At 45.5% G+C, this 22,034-nt stretch carries 23 protein-coding genes and 1 pseudogene; 11 read left to right on the top strand and 13 right to left on the bottom strand.

Annotation, left to right across the window (positions count from 1 at the left end; genetic code table 11):
• The first annotated feature begins 73 nt into the window (after positions 1-73).
• The 3 genes from K6Q96_RS23870 to K6Q96_RS23860 all read left to right on the top strand — a co-directional run bounded on the left by K6Q96_RS23870 (position 74) and on the right by K6Q96_RS23860 (position 1,574).
• Positions 74-1,003 carry an alpha/beta fold hydrolase gene (locus K6Q96_RS23870; RefSeq protein WP_251880849.1) on the top strand — a complete coding sequence of 310 codons (930 nt, stop codon included), beginning with the start codon at positions 74-76 and terminating at the stop codon, positions 1,001-1,003.
• Between the two features lie 82 nt (positions 1,004-1,085).
• On the top strand, positions 1,086-1,223 hold the full coding sequence (locus K6Q96_RS23865) for a hypothetical protein (protein WP_251880845.1): 138 nt from the start codon (positions 1,086-1,088) through the stop codon (positions 1,221-1,223).
• Positions 1,224-1,334: 111 nt separating this feature from the next.
• The gene (locus K6Q96_RS23860; protein WP_353621792.1) at positions 1,335-1,574 is read left to right on the top strand and encodes a glutathione S-transferase N-terminal domain-containing protein; all 240 of its coding nucleotides are present in this window, start codon (positions 1,335-1,337) and stop codon (positions 1,572-1,574) included.
• 11 nt (positions 1,575-1,585) lie between these two features.
• On the opposite strand, the pseudogene K6Q96_RS23855 reads toward K6Q96_RS23860, so the two are convergent.
• The 10 genes and pseudogenes from K6Q96_RS23855 to K6Q96_RS23810 all read right to left on the bottom strand — a co-directional run.
• A pseudogene (locus K6Q96_RS23855) lies at positions 1,586-1,813 on the bottom strand (MerR family transcriptional regulator); the annotation flags it as partial.
• A gap of 158 nt (positions 1,814-1,971) precedes the next feature.
• Positions 1,972-2,541 (bottom strand): YadA C-terminal domain-containing protein, encoded by a 570-nt coding sequence (locus K6Q96_RS23850; RefSeq protein ID WP_251880843.1) that lies wholly within the window; start codon positions 2,539-2,541, stop codon positions 1,972-1,974.
• A gap of 333 nt (positions 2,542-2,874) precedes the next feature.
• Complete coding sequence (opgC, locus tag K6Q96_RS25025) at positions 2,875-3,444, bottom strand: OpgC domain-containing protein (protein WP_251880841.1); 570 nt, start codon at positions 3,442-3,444, stop codon at positions 2,875-2,877.
• A 253-nt stretch (positions 3,445-3,697) separates the two neighbouring features.
• The gene (locus tag K6Q96_RS23840) at positions 3,698-4,792 is read right to left on the bottom strand and encodes a PKD domain-containing protein (protein ID WP_251880839.1); all 1,095 of its coding nucleotides are present in this window, start codon (positions 4,790-4,792) and stop codon (positions 3,698-3,700) included.
• Positions 4,793-4,809: 17 nt separating this feature from the next.
• Positions 4,810-5,811, bottom strand: coding sequence for a DUF2860 family protein (locus tag K6Q96_RS23835; protein WP_251880837.1), 1,002 nt, complete (start codon positions 5,809-5,811; stop codon positions 4,810-4,812).
• 101 nt (positions 5,812-5,912) lie between these two features.
• The gene (locus K6Q96_RS23830; RefSeq protein ID WP_251880836.1) at positions 5,913-7,523 is read right to left on the bottom strand and encodes an ATP-binding protein; all 1,611 of its coding nucleotides are present in this window, start codon (positions 7,521-7,523) and stop codon (positions 5,913-5,915) included.
• Positions 7,520-8,239: a winged helix-turn-helix domain-containing protein gene (locus K6Q96_RS23825; RefSeq protein WP_251880835.1), complete on the bottom strand. Its 720-nt coding sequence runs from the start codon at positions 8,237-8,239 to the stop codon at positions 7,520-7,522. Before K6Q96_RS23825 ends, K6Q96_RS23830 begins: the two co-directional genes overlap by 4 nt.
• 592 nt (positions 8,240-8,831) lie before the next feature.
• Entirely contained in the window at positions 8,832-9,209 is a 378-nt protein-coding gene (locus tag K6Q96_RS23820; protein WP_251880834.1) for a hypothetical protein, read from the bottom strand.
• A 137-nt stretch (positions 9,210-9,346) separates the two neighbouring features.
• Positions 9,347-9,883 (bottom strand): hypothetical protein, encoded by a 537-nt coding sequence (locus K6Q96_RS23815; protein WP_251880833.1) that lies wholly within the window; start codon positions 9,881-9,883, stop codon positions 9,347-9,349.
• A 464-nt stretch (positions 9,884-10,347) separates the two neighbouring features.
• The gene (locus K6Q96_RS23810) at positions 10,348-11,253 is read right to left on the bottom strand and encodes a LysR family transcriptional regulator (protein WP_251880832.1); all 906 of its coding nucleotides are present in this window, start codon (positions 11,251-11,253) and stop codon (positions 10,348-10,350) included.
• Positions 11,254-11,432: 179 nt separating this feature from the next.
• On the opposite strand from K6Q96_RS23810, the gene K6Q96_RS23805 reads away from it, so the two are divergent.
• From K6Q96_RS23805 to K6Q96_RS23770, 8 genes are all read left to right on the top strand, one after another.
• Positions 11,433-12,089: a LysE family translocator gene (locus K6Q96_RS23805; protein WP_251880831.1), complete on the top strand. Its 657-nt coding sequence runs from the start codon at positions 11,433-11,435 to the stop codon at positions 12,087-12,089.
• Between the two features lie 164 nt (positions 12,090-12,253).
• Positions 12,254-12,949: a hypothetical protein gene (locus tag K6Q96_RS23800; RefSeq protein ID WP_251880830.1), complete on the top strand. Its 696-nt coding sequence runs from the start codon at positions 12,254-12,256 to the stop codon at positions 12,947-12,949.
• Between the two features lie 4 nt (positions 12,950-12,953).
• Positions 12,954-13,436, top strand: a complete 483-nt coding sequence (locus K6Q96_RS23795) for a hypothetical protein (RefSeq protein ID WP_251880829.1) — start codon at positions 12,954-12,956, stop codon at positions 13,434-13,436.
• 38 nt (positions 13,437-13,474) lie between these two features.
• The gene (locus K6Q96_RS23790) at positions 13,475-14,788 is read left to right on the top strand and encodes a hypothetical protein (protein ID WP_251880827.1); all 1,314 of its coding nucleotides are present in this window, start codon (positions 13,475-13,477) and stop codon (positions 14,786-14,788) included.
• A 13-nt stretch (positions 14,789-14,801) separates the two neighbouring features.
• Positions 14,802-16,259: an OmpA family protein gene (locus tag K6Q96_RS23785; protein ID WP_251880825.1), complete on the top strand. Its 1,458-nt coding sequence runs from the start codon at positions 14,802-14,804 to the stop codon at positions 16,257-16,259.
• 238 nt (positions 16,260-16,497) lie between these two features.
• Positions 16,498-17,352 (top strand): DMT family transporter, encoded by an 855-nt coding sequence (locus K6Q96_RS23780; RefSeq protein WP_251880823.1) that lies wholly within the window; start codon positions 16,498-16,500, stop codon positions 17,350-17,352.
• 364 nt (positions 17,353-17,716) lie between these two features.
• A complete protein-coding gene (locus K6Q96_RS23775) occupies positions 17,717-17,920 on the top strand; it encodes a hypothetical protein (protein ID WP_251880821.1) in 204 nt (67 codons plus the stop codon).
• 466 nt (positions 17,921-18,386) lie between these two features.
• Positions 18,387-18,923: a DUF924 family protein gene (locus K6Q96_RS23770; protein ID WP_251880819.1), complete on the top strand. Its 537-nt coding sequence runs from the start codon at positions 18,387-18,389 to the stop codon at positions 18,921-18,923.
• Between the two features lie 100 nt (positions 18,924-19,023).
• Here K6Q96_RS23770 and K6Q96_RS23765 read toward each other — a convergent pair whose 3' ends face one another.
• From K6Q96_RS23765 to K6Q96_RS23755, 3 genes are all read right to left on the bottom strand, one after another.
• Positions 19,024-19,563 (bottom strand): hypothetical protein, encoded by a 540-nt coding sequence (locus K6Q96_RS23765; protein ID WP_251880817.1) that lies wholly within the window; start codon positions 19,561-19,563, stop codon positions 19,024-19,026.
• Between the two features lie 433 nt (positions 19,564-19,996).
• A complete protein-coding gene (locus tag K6Q96_RS23760; protein ID WP_251880815.1) occupies positions 19,997-21,220 on the bottom strand; it encodes an allantoate amidohydrolase in 1,224 nt (407 codons plus the stop codon).
• Between the two features lie 3 nt (positions 21,221-21,223).
• The gene (locus tag K6Q96_RS23755; RefSeq protein ID WP_251880813.1) at positions 21,224-21,877 is read right to left on the bottom strand and encodes a DUF1028 domain-containing protein; all 654 of its coding nucleotides are present in this window, start codon (positions 21,875-21,877) and stop codon (positions 21,224-21,226) included.
• Positions 21,878-22,034 lie beyond the last annotated feature (157 nt).

Below are 22,034 nucleotides of genomic sequence, written 5' to 3'. Positions count from 1 at the left end.
GCTATGCTGAAGTTCATGCTCAAAATCCGGACGATGAAGAGCAATAAAAACTTCAATAACAGGGACGAACAACGTGTTTTATATCCTCGTATTTATATTACTGCTTGTTATTGCCTATGTGATGATGCCTGCTGAAAAACGTTTTGAATGGGGTGTTGCCACTGAGAGGAAAATCGCTGGCCTCGTGCTTAAAACAGCCACTATTTCCGAAGGGGAAGTTCGCTATTTGGAAGGTGGCTCGGGTACACCTCTCTTGCTGCTTCACGGGTTTGGTGCCGACAAAGACAACTGGGTACGCATGGCAAAACATCTCACTGGTAATTATCGTGTGATAGCACCAGATCTTCCCGGGTTTGGGGAGAGTCTCAAGCAACTTGATTTAGATTATGACGTACCCGCTCAGGTTGAGCGTCTGAAAGCATTTGTGGAAGCTATTGGCCTTCCAGAATTTCACATTGGTGGCAGTTCAATGGGAGGTTACATTGCGGGAAATTTTGCAGTGGCGCACCCCGATCAAGTATTAAGTGTGTGGCTTCTAAACCCGTTAGGCGTCGCTACCTCACCAGACAGTGAGATGTTTGCCATGTTACGCCAGAAAGAGCGTCCTACAGTGCTGGTGGGTGATGCTAATCAACACAAAGAGCTTTTGGCCTTCGCATTCCACAAGCCGCCATTTATTCCCGGTTTTATGATCAAAGAGCTCGCCAAAAGAGCTCAGGTTAGCTTTCCGTTAAACAGCCAAATCTTCCAGCAGATCCATCACATCACCGATGGGCAGGTTCATTTCACAGTGCCGTTAGATACTGTGCTTGAGGGGTTCGATAAGCCAATGCTGATTACCTGGGGAGACAACGACCGCATCCTGCATGTTGCCGGTGCTGATATCCTCGGTAAATTAGTCCCTCAGGCGGAAGTTCAAGTGATAAAGGATATGGGGCATCTTCCGATGGTTGAAGCACCCTCCCAAACGGCGAAGCAATTCCTTCAATTTGACCAAGCGTAAAGCAAGGTAAAGTGCCTTTTTTTCCTAAAAAAATCACGATATTTGCGCGTATTGTTGACCATGAATAAGAAGGAATAACTCAATGAAAAAATTAGTGATTGCTGCCCTAGTATTGTTTGGTTTGATGGGGACCGCTTTTGCTTTCGATACGCATTTGACCCATGGATTGGAAATGCCAGAAATATCCTTGTTTGGTTGCGATCACGGTAGCCATCACTGAGATTGAAAAGCACGATTGATGAAAAGGCAGGAGTACGTACCTGCCTTTTCTATTTGCGAGTTGTGCTGAATATTCCTTTCCCAATAAATCAACGCTTTATACTTTGATGTTATGATTCATAGACATAGCTTTGTAGAGCTCTTTGACTACCCACGCAATGCGAGTTGGGCACCTCATATGATGATGGTGGAAATGGGGCTGCGACACGAGCTGATTTTGGTAGACAGGAAGTCAAACGCCCAGAAATCCGAAAGCTATCTGAAACTCAATCCCACTAGACGTATCCCTGTGCTTGTTGATGGAGAATTGGTCATTCATGAAAGCGCAGCCATAGGGCTACACCTTTTGTGAAAAGCACCCAGAGCCTGATCCTTATCTTTCTGCTCAAGCAATGTCCGAATGCTGGAAACCGGTAACCCATAGGCACGATAAGCAGCGATATTCCTTAACCGTTCAACCTCCTTTTTTCCGTACCAGCGATAGCCATTATCACTTCGACAGGCAGGCGTCATGAGGCCTTCTCTTTCGTAATAAAGAATGGTGGAGCGGGAGATATTAAACTCCCGTGCAAGTTGAGTCACCGTTAACATAAGCACACCGTTTAGCTGAAAGAATAGGCACCGTGAACCCTGATCTTATAGTCGGGTCAAGCTAGCATTGTGGCGGTTAAATCAAAAGAAGGACCAGTGGGGTGAAAATTGGGGAAAAAGAGGGCCCCGTTTCCGGGGCCTAAGTTCGCTGAGAGAACTTAAAACTTGTATTGGATACCGACACCGCCTGCGACTTCTGAGCTGGATACCTTGCCAGATGTCTCGTAGTGGAAGGTGCCTGAAACACTGATCTTCTCGTTAAAGCCGTAAGCACCACCGATAGCCAGGGCTTCTTTGCTACCTGAGAAGCCGACACCGGCACCGATTGCAAATTCACCTTCGGTCACAAATGGACGTGCGTTAGTAATAGCGTGCATACCTGCACGTACACCATCCATTTGCTCGTCCATCTCAGCAAAGCGCTCATTCATTTGTTGCTGAAGGTCAGCAATTAGCTCACGCTCTGAGGTCGGTGTAACACCAAACTCAGGATCTACTGGCTCAGGGCGGTCTGGAACGTTGCTATCAGGTGTCACGCCGAAGTCTGGGTCAGTAACGATTGGTTGCTCTGGAACGTTGTGGTCAGGTATCACGCCGAAATCTGGGTCTACAACGATTGGTTGTTCAGGCTGATTTGGGTTAACACCAAAATCAGGATCAATAGGGTTAGCCATTGCGCCAGCAGAAAACAGGCCAGCAAGCGAAAGTGCGATTACAGTCTTTTTCATAAATTTGCTCTCTTAGTGAGTTTCAATCAGCGAGAGCGTCCTTGCATCGAGTGCATAACTCGTTGTGATTCCTTATCTTTGACTGCTAGTCTACGGAGGGGAGAGCACGCTTTCTAAGTAGGTGTGGTGATGTCGGTGATAAGCAAAACTTATTAGACGATATTAAATTTTTAACTTTTCTTCTTAATCAAGACCTGCACTTCATCTTCTTGGCTTATGAAAAAAAAAGCCGCTAGATAAATGATCTGACGGCTTTGCTGATTGTTTGTAGGAAAGGTTTTTTACCCTATTATCCAATTCACCAAGTCTTCAGTTGAAATGCCTGTTAAAAAATCAATAAAGGTTTAATAAGTGAATGATTTGGTCTTGTGCTTCATGGTGGGTGAGCCTAATCAGTGCCATAGAGGGTGGCCCTTGCTGCGCAGGGTTGTTTGAAAAACCAAATCCTTCAGAAGGGATCCCATTCGCACCGAACGACAGCGTGTTGTTACCATCTACATCCTGATACGCCATGATGCCGTAAAAGCCAGATGGCAGTGCTTCCCCGAGATTGTTAAAGCTGTTGCCGAGGGATTGCGCGACAGTGGGCAACGCGAATGCGCAATAAGAGAACCACACCATCACCAGAAGCAGGCTGACCATATGGTATTTGTAGATGGTAAAAGCGCGCCGCAGGACTTTATTTGTTGCCTCCCTTTCTAACAGCTCAGCGCGGCTATAAACCGCGCCTGCCAGCAGGCAGGAAATCATCACAAAACCTTCCGCTGCACCAAACTGACCAAGCGGTTGAAGGGTGAAATATTGGAGCAGGCTTCTGCAGCCACTGAGCCATATCAGATGATTAATCGCCATTAAAACCAGCAGCAAACCGCGCAGGCTATCGAGCGCAGGTATTCTTTTCATAACTCGTCCCCCTGTGATTTATACCCAAACGACCTGAGTCCGGCAGATTCAGATCGTTTGGGTACCTTGCAACTGATTGTGTCGCAAGCAAAAAGAGAGCCTCGATTGAGGCTCTTTTGCATGTCAGTGTGTGACGGTTATTTCTGAACTCTTTGTTCGATGATATTGAACCAGAATTCGGAGCTGTCGAGCTTGCTCAGTAGGCAGCGCTTTTTTATATGGCTTTCAGTACAAGGTTTTTCGTTAAAGCCAGTTAATAAACGGCTGGAACAACAAAGCTTGGAAAATACGAGTAACTTGGCTCTCCATACTGTTGGCCTTGCAAATACTGATTAAACTCAGCAATCGCGGCGTTATGATGCTCACCCAAAACTGTCACGGTAGAGTGAATAGCGAACGGGCTGGCAGAAAGAGTCACTAAATGATTGTCGCTAGGGTAAATGACTAAACCAGTTGGCTGACGCGTAAAGAAAGCCATGAGCTTTAACAACGTTTGCTCGTTAATGCTATCTGGTTGAGAAAACGCTAGTTGCAGCTCTTCCACATCGGTGAGACCTTGAACGGCTGAGGAGAGTTCACTGCTGAGTTGGTCCATGGAGATGGCGGAAAGATCGTTGAATGTGATGACTCCAACACCGTTATCATTTTTCCAGTGAAGCGCACTTGCGGATGCTGATTCTCTAGTGGCAGGCAATTTAGTGGAATAAGCACTCGCCATTTGGTATTGAGTTGGTGCTTGAATGACAAGTTTTGGGTCATCCAATTCTTCAAGCATGTTTTCAAGTAAGCTTTGCCAATTCTCATCTGACATTGTGTTTTCAGCTTTGACTAAGTAAGGCTGGTAAAGCTCATGCCATTGCTGTTCGATATCAGCGTAGCCAGAGTAATGATCGGCGACGAGCTCCCAAGTCGCTTGAAAGTCATCGCTATATCCCGCCGTTTTTCGTGCCAGCGAGGTGGCTACTGCTTCCTGTAAGACGATTTTCACTCGATCAGTGTTGGTTCGATCACCACTGTCTTTGGCGTAAAGCTGGAATTCATAGGTTCCTGCCGTTGTCGGATTAGCAATCGTGGCAACCGCTTCACTGTCATTGAGAATCGTTAGCTGTGCTGGACCTGATACTTGAGTCCATTGAATCCCCTTGATGGTATAAGCGTTCTTCGGAAAAATCTTCACGGATCCATTCAATGTGATCGATGCCTTTGGCAGAGTATGAAGCTGATCTGAGCCCGCATTCACTTCGGGTTTTTCCCATTTCTCCATTTCTTCAAAATCACTCCCGCAGCCAATCAGCATAAGTAGTGAGAGAGGCAATAAGATTTTGGGTAGCGTGTTTAAAAAAGTCATTACTTGTTCCTCTCAAATTAGAATCGGTAGCTAAAACCAGTGGAGATAAAGGTGTTCTCACTGTCGTAGAAAGTGATGTCGGAGTCAGTCGATTGATACCCTCCCATTATGTGGATTTGGGTATTGCGCCAACCCAAGGGTTCGCTGAAGCTATACACGGAAAATATGCCCTTCGAGTCATCATCTTGCTTTAGTTTGAAGACGGGGTTTGCAGTGCTGAAATAGGCTTTGCTGACTCGTACAGTGGTTACCAAATGGTGTTGTTGATGGTTTAGAACGAGGGAAAGCTGGGCGCTGATCTTGTCAAAACTCTTTGCGTCCCCTTTCGCGTCTCTGAGGGTGTAGTAGAGGCTGGGGGCAATAAGAATGGACGGATTCAGTGGGAGTGCTGCTTCAGCCCCGAAACGGTGATAATCACTGTCTCTTGCCAACAGTTTAGAATCCTGATCTGACAGTGCTTGAGAAACGCCAATGTTTTCACTATCGACTTCACTGTAGGCGTAAGCGTATTTCAATGTGATGGGTAAGGGTGTGTGTAGGCCCATAGCAAATCGAACGCCAGCGACGGTTTGCTCAGTCGTTATTCTTTCGCTGTTGGTAAGATATGGGTCTTGCCAGACTTCGTCTGCACTTGGGACATTACCAAACAGAGCGGTAGTGAGAGATAAGCCGTTGTTGAACCGATGGACAATGCCAAGCTCGCCCTGAAATTGAGCTTCGGCGATTTGCTCTTCGCTGTTACCGACAAAAATCACGGTATCGCCAAAGCTATATTGTAATCTACCCAAAATGAAAGGGGCTGTTTGGCTAATCGCTTTGCCACTGCTCTCGAGGTCATTGGTAACCGCATTGTCATCGTCAGTATTGCCCTGAGATTGGCTGCTGCTTGCACCCACATTAACGCTCAAAGCGCCACTGAATCCAGGAGTGAACATATCTTCTTCAGCAAAAGTTGCAGACGAAAAAAGAGGGCTCAGGGCGAGTAGTAATTTGGCTTTAAAGCCAATTGGGAGGTTCATGTAATTTCCTTATCAGTGACTATTTTGTAATGCCACTCAAAATTACATTCGCCTCATCGATAAGTCGTTGGCGTTTTATGGACGGTTTGTGTCCAAGTTGGTCACATTTCCTCGTGGTTCGATGGGCTCAGCGCGTGGACAGGCCAAGATAATTCAAACAAAGCCCCATTAGAGTCTGACTCTCTGACGCTTACTTGTCCTTTGTGCAACACCATGATTTGTTTGACGATGGCAAGCCCCAAACCATGACCTTTGTCGCTATTACGCTCATCATTGTCTAACTGCTGAAAAGGCTCAAAGATCTTCTCTGCATGTTTACTGGGAATCCCTTTCCCATCGTCTTCGACCCAAATCTTGTAATGCTCGTCTTCAATCAGAAATGAAATGGTGATGGTCGTTTCGGCAAATCGACTTGCATTAGCCAGAAGGTTTTTGACGGCCCGCATCAAACCTTTGTTGTCTAAAAATAGCTGTTGATCTTTCAGATCAGGTGAACAGTAGAAGTGCGTGTCTAAGTCTGTGTGCTCAAGCTTGAAGTAGTCGACTTCTGTCAGAAGTTCTTGGGCGAAACAGCTATGCGAGAAATGATTGATATCAGCGACTCGATTGTAGCGGGATAAGAGCAGTGTTTGGTTTATCAGATGATCCAAGTCTTCAATACTAGAATAAGCAGTATTCCGGTACTTTTGCTTCTGCGCATCAGGCGTTTCTTCATCTTCCATCATTTCCAGGGCAAACCTGAGTCGATAAAGCGGCGTACGCAAATCATGGGCGATGGAATTGGTCAGATCTTTTTGCCCTGCAATCAGCTTCTCTATGTTGTCGGCCATGTGATTGAATGATTCACTAAGCTGAGAAATCACTGACAGTTTGGAGGTGGAGGCCCGTTTCGACAATACCCCGTTGCCGAATTCGTTTGATGTCGCGACCAAGCGTTTTAAGTCGCGCCAAAGGGGGTATACCCACATGAACAATGCAAAAGAAACGATAAGGAAAAAGGCCACAATAATCGCAGATATATGCTTCATTTGCGTCGTGCTCGAGAGATTATCCTCTACATGTAGCCATATATCTTCCGAAACAGGAGCGAGTAACTCAATGAGTCCACTCGTGCCAAAGAATGCGACCATCTCATTGGATTTATCACCTATCGCCGCTTGTGCTTCGCTTGAAAGTGCCTGATAGGACTTTAATTTGACGCGAAAGGGGACATGGGTGACCTGTGTTTCGAGCCTTTGCTGCCACTCTTCTTGCGGGAAGCGATGCAAATCTTCAATCGCCAAAAACAAGCTGCCTTTGGCTTGGTTGAGTACTGCGAGTTCAGAAGACTCGTTGAGCGCAAAGTAAAGCACTTGATTGCTGTTTCCCACACGCTGAACCAACGCCATAGGATCACCAAACAAGAACTCGATATCCCCGTTGTTAAGCGCTTGGTGCAACTCAGGATCGTATTGATAGTCATCAAGCTTTTGCAACTCAATGGGGTAGCCAAAGTGAGGCGCATAGCTGTTGATCTTGTTTTGCCACTGGTCTTGAGGCAGCTCCAATAGCTGGTTAGTCACTAATTCAAATTTCACCCTATAAGTTTGCTTGTGAAAGTCTGCAGAGAACCACTCGTTTAGGAGTTGAATTGGGTTAATACCCGTGGGGAGGATTAATAAGATGATGGGAACAAAAACGGCGAACCATAAAATTGAAAAAGCTCTAATCATGCTGTTTCGACTCCTTGTGCCAGGCACAGTTGATAGCCGACACCTCGGATAGTTTTAATCAATTCAGGTTCGATTGGGTTGTCCTGGAGCGAACGACGCAGACGGGAGATTCTTCGGTCGATGGAGCGGTCCAAACCGTCATACTCGAAGCCACGAATTTGCTGAGCAATGTCATCTCGTGATACGACTTGGCCAACATTGCTTGCAAGTAGATGCAAAAGTTCAAACTCGGACGTAGTGAGCTTAATACTGGCTTGATTAAGGGTTACTGTGCGATGCTGCAAATTGATTTTTAGTTGTCCTAATTGCAGTACGTCTTGATCGTTTTCTGAGGAAGTACGTTCTTGGCGGCGCAAAAGCGCGCGAATACGAGACAACAATAATCGTGGTTTGACCTTTTTGACGATGTAGTCATCGGCTCCGAGTTCTAGCCCCATCATTTGGTCGATATCATCATCCAACGCAGTTTGCATCAAAATCATACCATTGTAGTTTTGACGAATCGCACGGCATACATCCATCCCACTTTGCCCCGGCAGCATGACATCTAGAACGACTAAGTCGGGCTGAGTGGATAGAATTGTACTGACTGCTGTTAGACCGTCATTGACGATTTCAATGTTGAATTCGAAACTTTGTAGATAATCCCGGATGAGCTCAGCAAGTTCCAAATCATCTTCAACGAGAACAATGCTGTATGAGGCAGATAAATTCATAGATGTACAAGTAGCGATAAGTGGTTGGGGAAGAATAACTGACATCAATATGAAAGGATGTGACTATTTGTGACGAAAATGGAGCTACTGGTCAGTTTTACAACTTCATACTAACTCTGAAGAATTCCACCTGATTAACTTGTTTAAATCTATTCGATGCATCTAACAAATTCCCACGATGAAATATCTTGAAGACAATTGAAGTGATGCTGTTGAAGTTTGCTTTCTGTAGCGCGAAATGGGACACAATCCAGCCTGAACACACCGCCAATTAGGTTGAGAATTTCGACCAAAAAAAGAGCCTCAATTGAGGCTCTTTTGCATGTCAGCGTGACAATGACTTCTGAACTTTTGGCTCGATAATGTTGAACCAGAATTGGAAGAGCCTTGTCCCCGCGCCTTTGAGCTAAATTGGTTTTGGACAATTTCGAGTTAGGGGTTGCTATCTAAGCGGTATAATTCGGATAAGCTGAGATTGGGAAAACATAGAAGCCAGATTTCTTGATCGAGAGCATTGGCTGCTGACGCAGCCAACAAAGTGCTATTGCCGATTGAAGGGGGAAGAGCTCATCTGTGTTATGCCGATAACAACCTAAGTACAATACGTTATTTTTGTTGCGCTAGAAGAGCTTTGAGTACTAAAACCAGACTCACAACTTTTTGCTACATAGTTGAAGTGTTGAGCAGCTATCCATTTCTCAAGTGACTTTCGATTAAGTTCTTTTAAAACTGCATCATCTGGTTTATCAAAGCTGAATTCTTCTTTGCAAAGTAGACTCGCTTTCTCTTTGAATTTTGACTCTAATACGGATGGTGCTGGCTGACCTGCTTTCCCGTCATATACAACTAACAACAAGTAGACATGATCTTCTATAGCATTGTTAAATATTGTGATATTCGGGTTTGGTGAATTTTGAGAAGTGCAAGCTAATAAAAATAGCGCAGCAAATGCAATCAAAACTTGTTTCATAAAAGCCTCTTTCCTTGAGTTATAACGTTCGAAGAACGGGCGTTTACTAGCTAAAATTGATTGAAACGCCTGAATCACTATCTTTCATTGAAAAAATGTGCCATGAGTAAACATCTCTCGTTCATTCGCTTGTATGCTTAAATTTGCTGAATCACGTCTCTTTTGACCGCGAGCTTTTTCAAAAGTCCTTGTAGGTATGCTAATGCGGCAAACGGAATGAATACTGAGTACAACAAATCCCCTCTAAGGTACACAGATAGCGGGATGCTCACTAGACAGAAAAATGAAAATAGGAAAGATAACTTCTTCACTGAATTGTCTTCACTTGGAAAAGTGTCCAATGCTGTCTGTTGCGAGTAGATAGTCCTAACTAGCGCTACGATAAACATCCAAGCAAGGAGAGAAGACTCCTGCAAGTAGTAGTAAACCCAGTTTAGATACTCCCAGTAAACCAAATAGGCGAAAGCACCTGATATAAGGTGAAGATTTGTCGCAAGTGCCATAGAGCCCATGCGTAACGAAAGGGAGTAGAAACAAAGTAACAAAACCATGCTCGCCAAACCAACAGCATAGAACTGTTGTTCAATTGGTAACTTATCTGCTTTAAACAAGAATCCAAACACAATAATTGGCAGAAATTCAATGTAAGAAACAGCCTTTTTTATACTATCCATCCAGATCTCCATACCAAGAAATTGTTTAAAGCATGACAATTTATCAGATTCCAAATTGCGGCATTTAAATACCCTATTTGGGGATTTTTCATGCATCTAATAAATGCTGAACTGTATAGTAAGCGCATGTTTTTAAGAGGATATCATGAGGTGCGTAAAAATAGAGAATGAGAAGTTATTACAAAATGGTGTGTTTCTACGCACCTCACGATTGGCATTGGAAATTATGTGCAAAGCTCTCTGGATGAGATGGGTTCCGTTAGCTTTCGCCAGCACGAGATGGGCAATTTTGAGCTAAATATCGGTGACTAACTCAAAGTGGACAAAAGTGAGCTTGGCTCTTCGTCCTACTTGAGAACTCGCGAATACAAAAGATATATGGGTGGTACTCCATTACACGATATGGTTAAAGTCCGAGTTAACATCGTCAACTCGCTTTATTCGCTTCCTTAGTCCCTTGTTGACTAATTTAGACGGGTCACATCGTCTGGTAATGGACCTGGTACTGAGGACTTGAGCCACTGATAGAGTAAATCGATGTACTCTTCTTTAGCACAACCTTTAGGCCAGACTAGATAATAACTATCACCGGTTACCACCGCTTGCTTAAATGGCAGCACCAGTAACTCACTCTCAATAGCTTTTAGACTGAGTAACAAATCTCCAACGGAGATACCATGGCGGCTGATGGCCGCTTGATTGCCCTGTTCAAGAGTATCGAACACTTTACCCTTATTGATGTTCAAAGACTTATAGTCACCAGTGCGATCTATCCAACGCCGCCAGTCACGGCGGTCCGAAGTGGGGTGAATTAACTCACAAGCACTTAAATCATGTTGAGCCTCACTCAGTAACGCTGGTGAACAGACTGGAATCAGTAGCTCTTCGAACAACGGAAGGCATTCGGTATCAGCACCAAAATTGCCTTGTCCCAGTAGAATCGCGCAATCGTAGGGCTCTCGGACAAAGTCAACGTTGTCGATATCCATCCATACACTGACCATTTCAATGGCTGGCACGCTGAACTCATCTCGAAAATGACTCAATACATCCAATAACCAACTGATTGCCAGAGTGGATGGTGCTTTTAAACGCAATTGACGATTGTTACGACCAAAATGAGAACAGGCATTTTCCAGACTCTGGAAACTTTCAGTGAGTTGACTGGCCAGGGAGTTACCAGCGGGGGTAATGATGACTTTAGGACCATGTCGTTCAAACAATTTGCATTCAAACCACTCTTCCAGCGTTCGCACATGGCGACTGATCGCACTAGGCGTAACGTTGAGCACTTCAGCGGCTTGAGAAAAAGATCCTAAACGTGCAGCCGCCTCAAATGCCCGTAACGCATAGAGTGGAGGTAATGTCATGTCCATGTTCCATTGTGAGTATTACTCACAATAATACATAGTTTTTTCCGTTTTTCCGCACTGATTGGCTCTTACATAATCGTATTAGCTCTTTATGCAAATTCGCTCTCATGATCTTCGAAAGAATGGTTTTAAGCCATCTACAGACAATCAAGTATCTCAACAAGGAAAAACACAACATGAATCTCTCATTACTCTTCAGCTACAGTGTCGTCGTAATACTGTTAATTGTTACTCCCGGCCCAGTTGTTGCTCTGCTCACCTCCACAGCAATCCGTGAAGGACAACGTGAGGCATTTATGACCTTGCTCGGCACTAATGGAGCTTCCCTGTTGTTACTGACGATTGCCGTATTGACTCTGGCAGGTGTAGTCCATCTAGCTCCCCTATACCTATATTTACTGGGTATCCTCGGTTCATTTTATATTGGCATTGGCGCTGTGATAGACCTACGCACGCTATGGCGCGTATCAAATACTTGTCGAGATAATGCATCAACTTCGGATCACAGCGAAACCACCAAAAATAGTGGGTTTGTTAGAGGCTTTATTACTGGAGTAGCTAATCCGAAAGACATATTATTTTTTGTCGCTTTCTTTCCGCAGTTTATTGCAGTGACACACAGTTTTACTGGCAGCGTTATAACGCTTTCTACTGTCTGGGTGCTGCTTGATGTCAGTATTCTCTCTCTTTACATCTTGTGCGTTAAATGGTGCTCAAAAGTATTTAACTCACTCTGGCTCCAAGGATTATGTTCAGGGGTATTATTAGCTATCGCCATTGGTGGTACGTCTTATAATTTTAAAGAACTGCTTTTGTTGTCGGCACCCAGCTAGATCATTCTAAAAGTGCCGGTCCTACCAACATCTTTATCAAAAAGCCTGAAAGCTTTGCCTTTCTTAATGAGTGACAAGTCTAATGAATAAAACACTGGGTATATCGACGTACCTTGTCAGGGAGATTATCGTTTCATCTTGACTCACCCGCCGCGGGAGCTTGGATGGAAACGCAATATAGCGAACTTTACTGGGGCGCCCGCTATCACCTCAAACAAGATCCCAATGGAAACTACTATCTGATTGGGATGCATCAGAAAATCTGGAAGGTATTTGGTTTCATTGCGCTTGTGCCGATGAGCGCATCAATCGTCATGGCATTTGTCTCCTTGATGGAAAGCGATAATCAGATGTACTTCTTTCTGATCGTGGCAGCCGTTCTTTTGCTTATTTCTCTCATTCTGATGCGTCGTACTGAACGTTTTGTTTTCAGCGGTGGTCGCGTTTCTCATCTTCGGGGTTGGGGAAAAACACCGCCTGAAAAAGCCTCATGGTCCGTTCGTGATTGCAATGTCACGGTAATACCGATTGTTGCACATAAGTCTGGTTGTTGGTTGCAGTTGAATGCGGACGGGAAGTCTATGACCAGAAACAGCATTGGTCAGTTTGATCAAACTGCGGAAATGGCTTTATTTCTCAGCAAAGAAGTCGGGATTACCGCACTTGATAACGTCACTGATTGGCCTGAAACCCGTCCTCTGGAAATGACTGCAGCAAGCAAACCCCGCTACGTAAAACCGTCACGCATTGAAGGTGCAGAGTTTGAGGTTCAGGGGTCGATATGGCGTTTGCTTTGGATATTCCCTTTTACGTTAACCCTTGGGACGATGCTGTTTGTGTTTAATTGGGTTCAAGGGTGATGCCATGGTGAATGAAACTTATGACACAACAAGCAACGTTCGAAAACTGCATTTAGGCGGAGGAGGCTTGCTGAGGTTTTTCGGCATTCTGTTCTTCGTGATGGCAGGGCTTTTGATTTGGTATCGCACTGTGGATTCGCTGCAATCGATACTTACATGGGCAATGTGGTCAGGCTTTGCCTGGCACATGATGTTTCTCGACCACCATATAAAAATAGACCTTCGTAAAGGGACCTTAACCCGGCAAATTACCAGTCTTTATCCCGTCTATCGACTACGCGCAAACCTCCACACTATCAGCGGATTTTCTGTGGCAAGAAGTCTTCGCTCTCGTGACAGTCACGGCGGAAAACTGCATGAGCTAGTTATGCTTTTTGATACCGGAGAAAGAGTGAAACTGATGTCTGGCGGCCAAACCAAATTGATTGACCAAGGTAAGAAGATTGCCGAAATGTGCGACAAGCCTCTTGTGGTCGATGGACAGTGAACGCTTGCATCGTTCAAGCGGTTAGAAAGGAAATGAGTATGTTGAATTCCAAGCGCCATACAGTCAGTAAGACAAGCAGATTGGCAACCCTGTTGTTTGCCGCCATGCTGTCTTTGCCCTTTGTTGTATATGGGCAGATTGAGCACAACATTCAGTTGGTGGAAGATCTGCAAAGAAAGACAGCATCCTTGATGGAAGAAAGTCAGCAGAACGGCGAGGCTTACCAAGAAATTATCGCAGCCATGACAGATGTGCTTGAAAAGACGGAAAGCCCTTTAACAGCAGTTCGTAGTGGTGACCTTGGTCGTTTGGCTTCACTGACACGGAGCAACGCTTCTCTGGGGAATGGTTATGTCACTGAGTACAAGGCTTTCCTTGATAAAGTCGATCAGAGCTCAACCTGCTACAGACCGGATTTGGTGACGGAATATCGACAAAGCATCGCGGAGCTTAATGACTTTGCCGATGCGATTCCCTCCTTAAAAGCTGCGGCGAATACTGATATGGCAGCGTCAGATGTGATGATGGCGTTGAACATGAATGCCATGTTAATGGCCACGGTTCCCTCAACCTTCCTGGTCCATAACCTTTGTGTGGTCGGGGATGCTGAACCTATCCTGCAGCAGTTTAATGAAGTGGATGGAGCCATTGTTAAGGCTGTGGTTGGGCAGGCTATTCTGGCAGAAGACCCAGATTTTGATTTACCGCCTGAAATGCTTGGTGATGAGTTTGCGGATGAATATTTGGCGAATGCTGACAGCTACCCGGATGCTGGTTTTGTAGAAGACGATCATTTCCAACATGAGTACGAGGAAACGGTATCGCCGCTGATCAGTGAGTTGGCTTTCGCCGATCCTGAAATTGAAAAGTGTCTAAAACAGGCCGCGGATATGGATCAGGCAGAGCGCGTCAATGATCTGTCTACTGTTATATGTGAACTACCAACATCTGCCAAGATCCGTCTGAATGATTTGGCGCAGTTCCCAACTATTAGCGAAGTCATGCTCAGTGGCGGAGAGATTGAATCCCTTTCGCCGCTTAACAGTGCGGAGTCTCTTTCTCAAATTCTTATCGACCATAGCACTGTCCATAGCTTCGGCGATCTTTCCAATGTTTCGGCGACTGCCGTGTTTTCAAATGTGAAATCTGAAGACTGGGGTTCACTCACTCAATCAGGCATGGACTATATCGTTATTGAACAGCCTGGCGATTGCGCCCAATTAGCCCCCCTTCTGGGGTCAGGAGCAGTTATCGCCAAGTTTGCTGGGGATGATGCACCTAATTTGACTTATGAAGAGGTGAAATCGTCCAAAGTCGTGGTTACCGACTGTCGTAAAGACAGCGTGTTTTGAAGAGGGATAAGCAATGAAGTTGTGGCTAGGGAAAGTAAAAATAAAATTGGCATTAGGTTTTGCGCTTCCGACATTGCTGGTAACCACTGCATCGGCTGGAGAGCTATTTAGTGCGCCGCCGGAAAGTGAACTTAAAGAAAGAACAGTTCAACATTACACCAAGTTTCCTCTGGTTATCGCGCTTGAAAAGGGAAAGCTAATAGTGCAGCAGCAAGGTGGACGGTTAACCCGGCTGGGCTACAAGCTTCAGCCCGAGCATGAGCCTTTCCACCTGAAAAATAACTATAAAGCACAAATTGAAGCTTTGGGCGGAGAAATCCTGTTTGAGTGTGAAGAAAAAGCCTGTGGCAGGGTGAAAAATCTGTATCAGTTGTTAGAGCCAAACGACACCATTTCCAAGACAGCCCCCGCTTTTCTGGTGGCAAAGCTGAGCGATGACACCAAACCGATATATCTCTCTGTGCTCAGTGCAACGCGAAAGCAGCATACCAGTTTGCAAGTTGATGTGCTTGAAGTGATTGAAGAGCCGCTCGATTTGATTTCGGTGGATAAGGCCTATCTGAGTGCGCCTGCGGAAGTGCTGACCTTTGAGGATAAATCCGGTAAAGACAGACAAGGCAGCAAAGATCATCCAATGGTGCAGAGACTTCCGGGTGCCTGGATCGTCGAGTATACCCAGCTTGGATTTGGGAGAAGTAAAGTGCTAACGGCAGTCACAGAAAAGCGAGAGCACCAGATTGTGGCCTTAGATGGAAAAATCACAGATATTGGATACAAACTGCCAAGGCAATATTCAGAATACGAAGCGTTTGCCAACTACCAATCAGCGTTAAGCAAACTGGGTTTTATTCCTCAATTTCGTTGTGAGGGAAAGGAGTGTGGTGATGAAGACAAACTTCATGAGGGATTGAACACGCTTATTCATATCGGCAATGAAAAAGACCAATTTTACGGCTTATACAAGCTTGACCGTCCAGAAGGCAATGTTTATGCAATGGTCTACGTGATCGGTTTTTCCGGTGGCCTTTGGGGAGAGTTGCGCGTTATCGAAGAAACTGAGCTTAAAGATGACCGTTTAGTTATCGACCTCGAAGGATTAACAGACAAGATTGCACAGACGGGGCATGTGGCGTTGGATGGCTTGCTGTTTGAGTTCGACAGCGATCAGATGTTACCAGAATCGAAAGCGGTGATTAATACTCTGGCGACCTATCTGAAAGCACATCCAGACTGGAAATTTTATGTGGTGGGCCACACCGATGACAAGGGCAGCGAATCCTACAACCAAAAGCTTGCGGATGAGCGGGCAAAGTCTGTTGTGAAAGTGCTGACCAGCGAATATCAAATCCCCAAAAGACAGTTGGTAGCAAAAGGGGTAGGTGAGTATGCGCCCGTTGCCAATAACCTCAATGAAGATGGTCAGAAGCAAAACCGCCGGGTTGAACTGGTATTAAGGTCCGACACGAAATAGCTCGCCCTCAATGTTCGAGTTGGCGGGATGCAAACACCCGCTAATTCGAACGGTTTCTTTGCGAATGGAATGGTCGCTCACAAAACTCAGGCATTCGCTAAATCTCAATAAAACATATTGTTATAGTTGAATGCCATTGAGACAGCCGTTTTCTAAACCACAAGCCGTAATAAGGCCTCCTATCTAACCCATCAGTCAGCACGTGGAGTTTGCCGCTATCGTTAAAGCAATTTTATGGATGTCTGGGACGCTCTTATCTTTTTGTTTAATGGCGGTTGGAGCAAGAGAACTCAGCGGAGAAATTCATACTTCACAAGTCATGCTGTTCAGGAGTGTGCTTGGCCTGCTGGTTGTTTGTTCCATTCTATTGTTCACCCAAAACAACCGCGGTTTTCTCACCAAGCGGATCGGCTTGCATTGCCTACGAAATACGTTTCACTTTGCCGGGCAATACGGATGGTTACTGGGAATTACTGTCCTGCCCCTCGCGGAAGTTTTTGCTCTGGAGTTTACCGTTCCACTTTGGACAGCCATGATTGCGTGGTTATTTTTAGGTGAATCCATTACTGCTCGAAAATTCGCCGCCATTGGATTGGGGCTGGCTGGCGTGCTAGTCATATTGAAACCCGGGGTTGAGGTCTTTAATTGGTATTCACTGATCGTGCTGGCAGCGGCTTTTTGTTATGCCATCTCACATGCTTCTACTAAGTCACTTTCAAACACTGAAAGCCCGCTGACGATCCTGTTTTATATGTGTCTTATTCAGCTACCGATAGGGTTTCTGTTTGCGCTGAACAACTGGACTGCACCTGTTGGGATGCAGTGGTTTTGGTTGGCGGTCGTCGGCCTAACTGCCCTGAGCGCGCATTTCTGTATGACAAAAGCGATGCAATACGCTGAGGTAAGTACGGTGGTCATTCTGGATTTCCTGAGATTGCCAGCGATTGGTATGGTGGGTGCGCTGGTCTATGGAGAAAGTGTTGAAGTCTCTTTGTTTGTGGGCGCGTTAATTATGCTGATCGGCAATTTGCTTATCATACTTAAACCTCAACGAAACCCGCAGAAGATGTCAGGAGGCGATGCACCATCTTGATAGTCATCGTCAATCACTAGTCTGAAAGTCGTACTGGGTAAATTTGGTGGCTGGGTCAACCTTACTGTTGTATGTGGTTGGTAACCTTTTGATATTCATGATATAAATAAATTAGGCATAGAAATTCCTATCTATTCCCTCAGCAACCTGTATAGTTTGGCGAGCTCTGGAGTCAGAGCTATAAATGAAACATTTAGTCCAAGTATTTTCTCAGTCTCCATTCGATTCATTTCGTCTTCAGTGAATTCTTCTTCTTAATCGCCCATTTAGTAGCTTCTCTCTGCGAGCCTAATTTCCGTCGTTCAAAGTGAATATCCCACACTGAGACCTGCAAGTTTCAGGGGTTTCAAAAAAGGACCTAGCAATGAGAAAGAAAAGAGCAAACATTCAGAAACAGGCTTGGAAAAATGGCCATGAAGCCAGATTTGAACAGATGGTAAGTGAATACCACAAAGAAAAAGCGGTGCTTGAAGCAATGACCGCGGGTTCTGAAGAATATGACAAGCAAAAGAAGCTGTGTGAAAAACTGTTTGCTAACGCAGAACGCTTCTTCAAGCAGCATCAGTAAGCTGACATTGAGCAACTGATAGCTGGAATCAGTGGTAAGCCCGGCAGGATTCGGGCTTAAGCCTTCTTTCTACGTCATTTCCGCGGTATCTGGGCCCTCAATCTCCTGCGACACCCTCCATACGCTTCACTATAACTTAGCTTGGTACCCAGACTTCACTTCTGCTGGTAACAACTTCCATTTTGTATCCTTATAAAATCATCAGAGATAAAAATCCTATACTTGGTGGGTACTTCTTTGCTCACGATTTGATAGACCGGATAGATAAGCTTACGCTTTCCACTACTTTCATGAGGCTCGTTAAGAGGCTTGGAAGAATCGTTTTCATTCCCGACACTTGCATTTAAAGTGAGTGTTTGGACTAAACATCCAATTATCTGAGTGACGAGACAGTTATATTCAACGAAGTGCGCTATACCCTTACAAGCTAGCAACAATGGAAGTTATAAACAGAGGGAGGGAAAAGATGTACAGAAAGGTGCTGACATTCTGGTTTGAGGAGCTCACGCTAGAACAATGTTTTGCCAAAGACGAGCAGTTGGACCGAACTATCAAGTCGCGCTTTGGTGAGGTGCTGGAACAGGCATCTGTATCCGAGTGTTTCAACTGGCGTGAGGAGCCAGAAGGGCGTCTGGCAGAAATTATCGTGCTAGATCAGTTTTCCCGTAACATTTTCCGGGATACACCGAGTGCTTTTGCGCAAGACCCTCTTGCTTTAGCGCTTGCGCAGGAAGCGGTTTCTTTAGGTATTGACCGTGAATTGCCGCCGAATCAGCGTAGCTTTCTTTATATGCCTTACATGCACAGTGAATCTAAGATTGTGCACGAGGAGGCGCTGCGCTTGTTCAATCAACCGGGTCTTGAAGACAACTATCAGTTCGAAATCCGCCACAAAGAAATCATCGATCGTTTTGGGCGTTATCCGCACCGAAATGAGATTTTGGGGCGCGAGAGTACACCAGAGGAAGTTGCGTTCCTGAAGCAACCAGGTTCGAGTTTCTGATATACCCCCAAACAACCTGAATCTTTTATCGTCAGGTTGTTTGCTTATAGTTTTTTTGCTTATAAAGGAGCGGCTGTGCTCACAGCCGTTTAATACTTCTCTAGCAGTTTATCGAAAAATATAAGACGTCAAAGGTCGTTGTTAAGGAGAATTTGAACACCATACGTTCTGAAGGTCTGCCCTTTATCGTTATTGCACCTGGGGCTAACTCAAGTTCTATCACTTGTTCGAAAGGAGCATCCGGCAGCAAAAAGGTTCGCGAGATCCATATGGTGCCATAAGACTGATGTTTGAAGGCGTTTTTAGTCTTCAGCTTTTCACGATTTTCTGGCTGGATAAGATGCACTTTATTGGTATCAAATAAGATGTCATTGATGTCGAGTTGCGGTCTATCAACAATTGCTGAAACGCTTATGGTGACACCATTTCTGCCATCCTGACTGGCATTGACTTTTACACTGTAGTCATTAAAAGACTGCTTTAGCGAATCTTGATTTGTGCGCAGGTATCCGCAACTTTGCGAAGCAACCGCTTCGCCATAACTTTCCTCTGGTTTGTAGTAAGTTCTGTCCGTTGGAATTACGCACCCAGAAAGGCCAATCGCTAACGTACCGATCAGCAGAATGGTTCTAAGTTTCATCGCTGTTCACCCTTGGTTAAAAGAGTGCGCCATTCTAATGACTGTGAAACAAGGCTCAATTGAGTATTGATAAGTCGCGTATTTTGATACCCATAGGATCAATTTATTGCCTCTGTCACTCCTAAACTTCTTAGTAGATAGGTAAGAATGATATTTAAAGGGATCACCTTAATGGGGAGTTGAAGTGGAACTTCGCGAGGAATAGTCGTTCTATTTCCGTGGAATTTAACGATGAAGTGGTCGCATTGAAGGCCTCCCTTCGGGCGAGTTGACTGACGTCGTGCTCTTTGTTGTTCCTTTTTGATGGAGGTGACTACATCTACAAAGGAACGCCGCGATCACAACGCCAGTCAAACTCGCTGAATCCTGCATCTTCAGGTTGTTTGGGTATAGTTATCAATTGCGCGATGGATAAGCTCTCTGAATTAAAGAGTTAACACTGTAAATCGCTCATTAACTCAATTAAGGCTTCGATCGCCAAACCCATGTCTTGGTCACTGGCATATTCGGCCGGATTGTGGCTAATACCTTTCTTACAGCGAACGAATAACATCGCGACGCGGGTGAGATCGGCCATCGCCGAAGCATCATGCGTTGCACCTGAGGGTAAGTGGTAAACCTGGTTATTGGTGGAAGCGATGGCATGCGCTAACGCCAGTTGCAACGAATGGTCACACTCAGTAGCCTGCTGGCTGTAAGTGCGGGTGATTTCGCAACCAAGTCCCCTCAACTGGGCAGTTTCCTTGGCAAATGCCTGAAGCATTTCCCCGGCTTTTTCCCTAACTTCATCTACCGGTGACCGAAGCTCAATGACCATAGAAACACGCCCTGGCACTGCGTTTGGCACATTTGGTGTCACGTCCAGTTGGCCGACTGTGGCGAGTAAATCAGGTAGTTTTATGGCAAGCTTCTCTGCCTCGATAGTGATTGCAGCGGCTGCGGTTAGTGCATCTTTACGAAGATGCATGGGCACAGTCCCGGCGTGCGCTGCCTGACCGGTGAAGGTCAAATGGTGCCTCTCGATGCCGCAGATGGCTGAAACGACACCTAAAGGAAGTCCTTCGTGTTCAAGCACGGGCCCTTGTTCTATATGGGTTTCGATAAATCCGAGGATGTTTTCGGAGTTGCGTTTAAGCTGACTAATCTTGTCTGGTTCAAGCCCGAAACCCGACAATGCTGTTCGAAGGGAGGTACCTTCTTTATCTTTTCTGTCAATGACGCTTTCGTCCAGAGTTCCAGCTAATGCGCGTGGACCAACAAGCGCGGTAGGGAAACGCACACCTTCTTCATCTGCAAAAGCAAGGACTTCAACAGAATAGGGCAGTTTTCTTCCCTGACGATTCAAGTAATCTAAGGCAACGATAGGTAGCACTATTCCCATGATTCCATCATAGGCACCGCCTTGCTTGACACTATCCTGATGGCTACCCATTAACAGGGTGGGTGCGTCATTTCCTGCATCATAACGGCCGATCAATGTGCCAGCGTCATCCATGTGAACACTGAGGCCAGCTTCTTGCATCCAATCTTTCAGCAAGGCGTTAGCGCGTTTATGTTCCGATGTAAATGGAAAACGGGTTACGCCGATTTCTGATGCAGAACAATCGGCAAGTTGTTTCAAATATTCCTGGGCTCTTTGGCCTAAAAGGTGGTTCATCGTTTAACGCTCCGGATGTTCTGATGATGGCAAGGTTTCCCTCCATGCCTGATAGTCGGGATCACAATGTTTTTCATACAAGGTTCGCAGAGCGAGTAACGGTGAATCGTGGTAATCAATACGCAGAGTGGTGGGTGGTGAATCTGGTTTGTAGATGAGAAGAGCAGCAGACATTAGACCACGATAATCGCCTCCTGATCGGTCTGCAGCAAAAAGAGCAGCAAGCAATCTCTCTTCAAAACCAAGCTGACTGTTTTTGAAAGCCAGCATCATGGCGTCGAGCACTTTGGTGTCTGACAGTAAATTACCACACACGACGACGTTGTTTTCTATCAAACTGCCATGGGCCAATCCATTCTTACTGCCAGTATAAACAGCACCGCTTCCATTAAGATCTAACGCGGCAAGTTGTCGGTATGCGGCACCTGAATCCGCACTGGTGACTGCATTCACCGCAGATGAAGCTGTCGAACCAGCTGCCATCTGAGACAGCACATCTTCGCCCCAAAGTGTACTGGGTTTTGCCCCCTGAGAAGCAGACATCCCCGCGCGTAGATCACCTCTGATCACCCAACCACCTACGCATAGTGCGCCTGTGGCTGCTGCTGCACCTATCGAGCCAGTTTCTGGATCTCGTGCCAATATTGAATAAGTCATAGGTCTCGCTCCTGAGCCAGTGATCTAAGTGTGACTTCGACACTCATTAGTGTCAATTTATCATGATAAATACTTGCGGCAAGTAATTTATAGTGATAAATGTGAATAAAAGTTAACCAACGATTAACTTCACATCCACAAACTGGGAAGGAGTTTC

The sequence above is a fragment of the Grimontia kaedaensis genome, assembly GCF_023746615.1.
GTDB lineage: Bacteria > Pseudomonadota > Gammaproteobacteria > Enterobacterales > Vibrionaceae > Enterovibrio > Enterovibrio kaedaensis.
This window is presented reverse-complemented; position numbering and strand designations above follow the sequence as displayed.

Coding starts and splice junctions, on each gene's coding strand:
- K6Q96_RS23780 (WP_251880823.1), top strand. CDS start 16,498: ATGTCTGGGACGCTCTTATCTTTTTGTTTAATGGCGGTTGGAGCAAGA.
- K6Q96_RS23775 (WP_251880821.1), top strand. CDS start 17,717: ATGAGAAAGAAAAGAGCAAACATTCAGAAACAGGCTTGGAAAAATGGC.
- K6Q96_RS23765 (WP_251880817.1), bottom strand. CDS start 19,563: ATGAAACTTAGAACCATTCTGCTGATCGGTACGTTAGCGATTGGCCTT.
- K6Q96_RS23755 (WP_251880813.1), bottom strand. CDS start 21,877: ATGACTTATTCAATATTGGCACGAGATCCAGAAACTGGCTCGATAGGT.
- K6Q96_RS23825 (WP_251880835.1), bottom strand. CDS start 8,239: ATGAATTTATCTGCCTCATACAGCATTGTTCTCGTTGAAGATGATTTG.
- opgC (WP_251880841.1), bottom strand. CDS start 3,444: ATGAAAAGAATACCTGCGCTCGATAGCCTGCGCGGTTTGCTGCTGGTT.
- K6Q96_RS23795 (WP_251880829.1), top strand. CDS start 12,954: ATGGTGAATGAAACTTATGACACAACAAGCAACGTTCGAAAACTGCAT.
- K6Q96_RS23770 (WP_251880819.1), top strand. CDS start 18,387: ATGTACAGAAAGGTGCTGACATTCTGGTTTGAGGAGCTCACGCTAGAA.
- K6Q96_RS23830 (WP_251880836.1), bottom strand. CDS start 7,523: ATGATTAGAGCTTTTTCAATTTTATGGTTCGCCGTTTTTGTTCCCATC.
- K6Q96_RS23820 (WP_251880834.1), bottom strand. CDS start 9,209: ATGAAACAAGTTTTGATTGCATTTGCTGCGCTATTTTTATTAGCTTGC.
- K6Q96_RS23860 (WP_353621792.1), top strand. CDS start 1,335: ATGATTCATAGACATAGCTTTGTAGAGCTCTTTGACTACCCACGCAAT.
- K6Q96_RS23790 (WP_251880827.1), top strand. CDS start 13,475: ATGTTGAATTCCAAGCGCCATACAGTCAGTAAGACAAGCAGATTGGCA.
- K6Q96_RS23760 (WP_251880815.1), bottom strand. CDS start 21,220: ATGAACCACCTTTTAGGCCAAAGAGCCCAGGAATATTTGAAACAACTT.
- K6Q96_RS23815 (WP_251880833.1), bottom strand. CDS start 9,883: ATGGATAGTATAAAAAAGGCTGTTTCTTACATTGAATTTCTGCCAATT.
- K6Q96_RS23805 (WP_251880831.1), top strand. CDS start 11,433: ATGAATCTCTCATTACTCTTCAGCTACAGTGTCGTCGTAATACTGTTA.
- K6Q96_RS23850 (WP_251880843.1), bottom strand. CDS start 2,541: ATGAAAAAGACTGTAATCGCACTTTCGCTTGCTGGCCTGTTTTCTGCT.
- K6Q96_RS23835 (WP_251880837.1), bottom strand. CDS start 5,811: ATGAACCTCCCAATTGGCTTTAAAGCCAAATTACTACTCGCCCTGAGC.
- K6Q96_RS23810 (WP_251880832.1), bottom strand. CDS start 11,253: ATGACATTACCTCCACTCTATGCGTTACGGGCATTTGAGGCGGCTGCA.
- K6Q96_RS23800 (WP_251880830.1), top strand. CDS start 12,254: ATGGAAACGCAATATAGCGAACTTTACTGGGGCGCCCGCTATCACCTC.
- K6Q96_RS23785 (WP_251880825.1), top strand. CDS start 14,802: ATGAAGTTGTGGCTAGGGAAAGTAAAAATAAAATTGGCATTAGGTTTT.
- K6Q96_RS23865 (WP_251880845.1), top strand. CDS start 1,086: ATGAAAAAATTAGTGATTGCTGCCCTAGTATTGTTTGGTTTGATGGGG.
- K6Q96_RS23840 (WP_251880839.1), bottom strand. CDS start 4,792: ATGACTTTTTTAAACACGCTACCCAAAATCTTATTGCCTCTCTCACTA.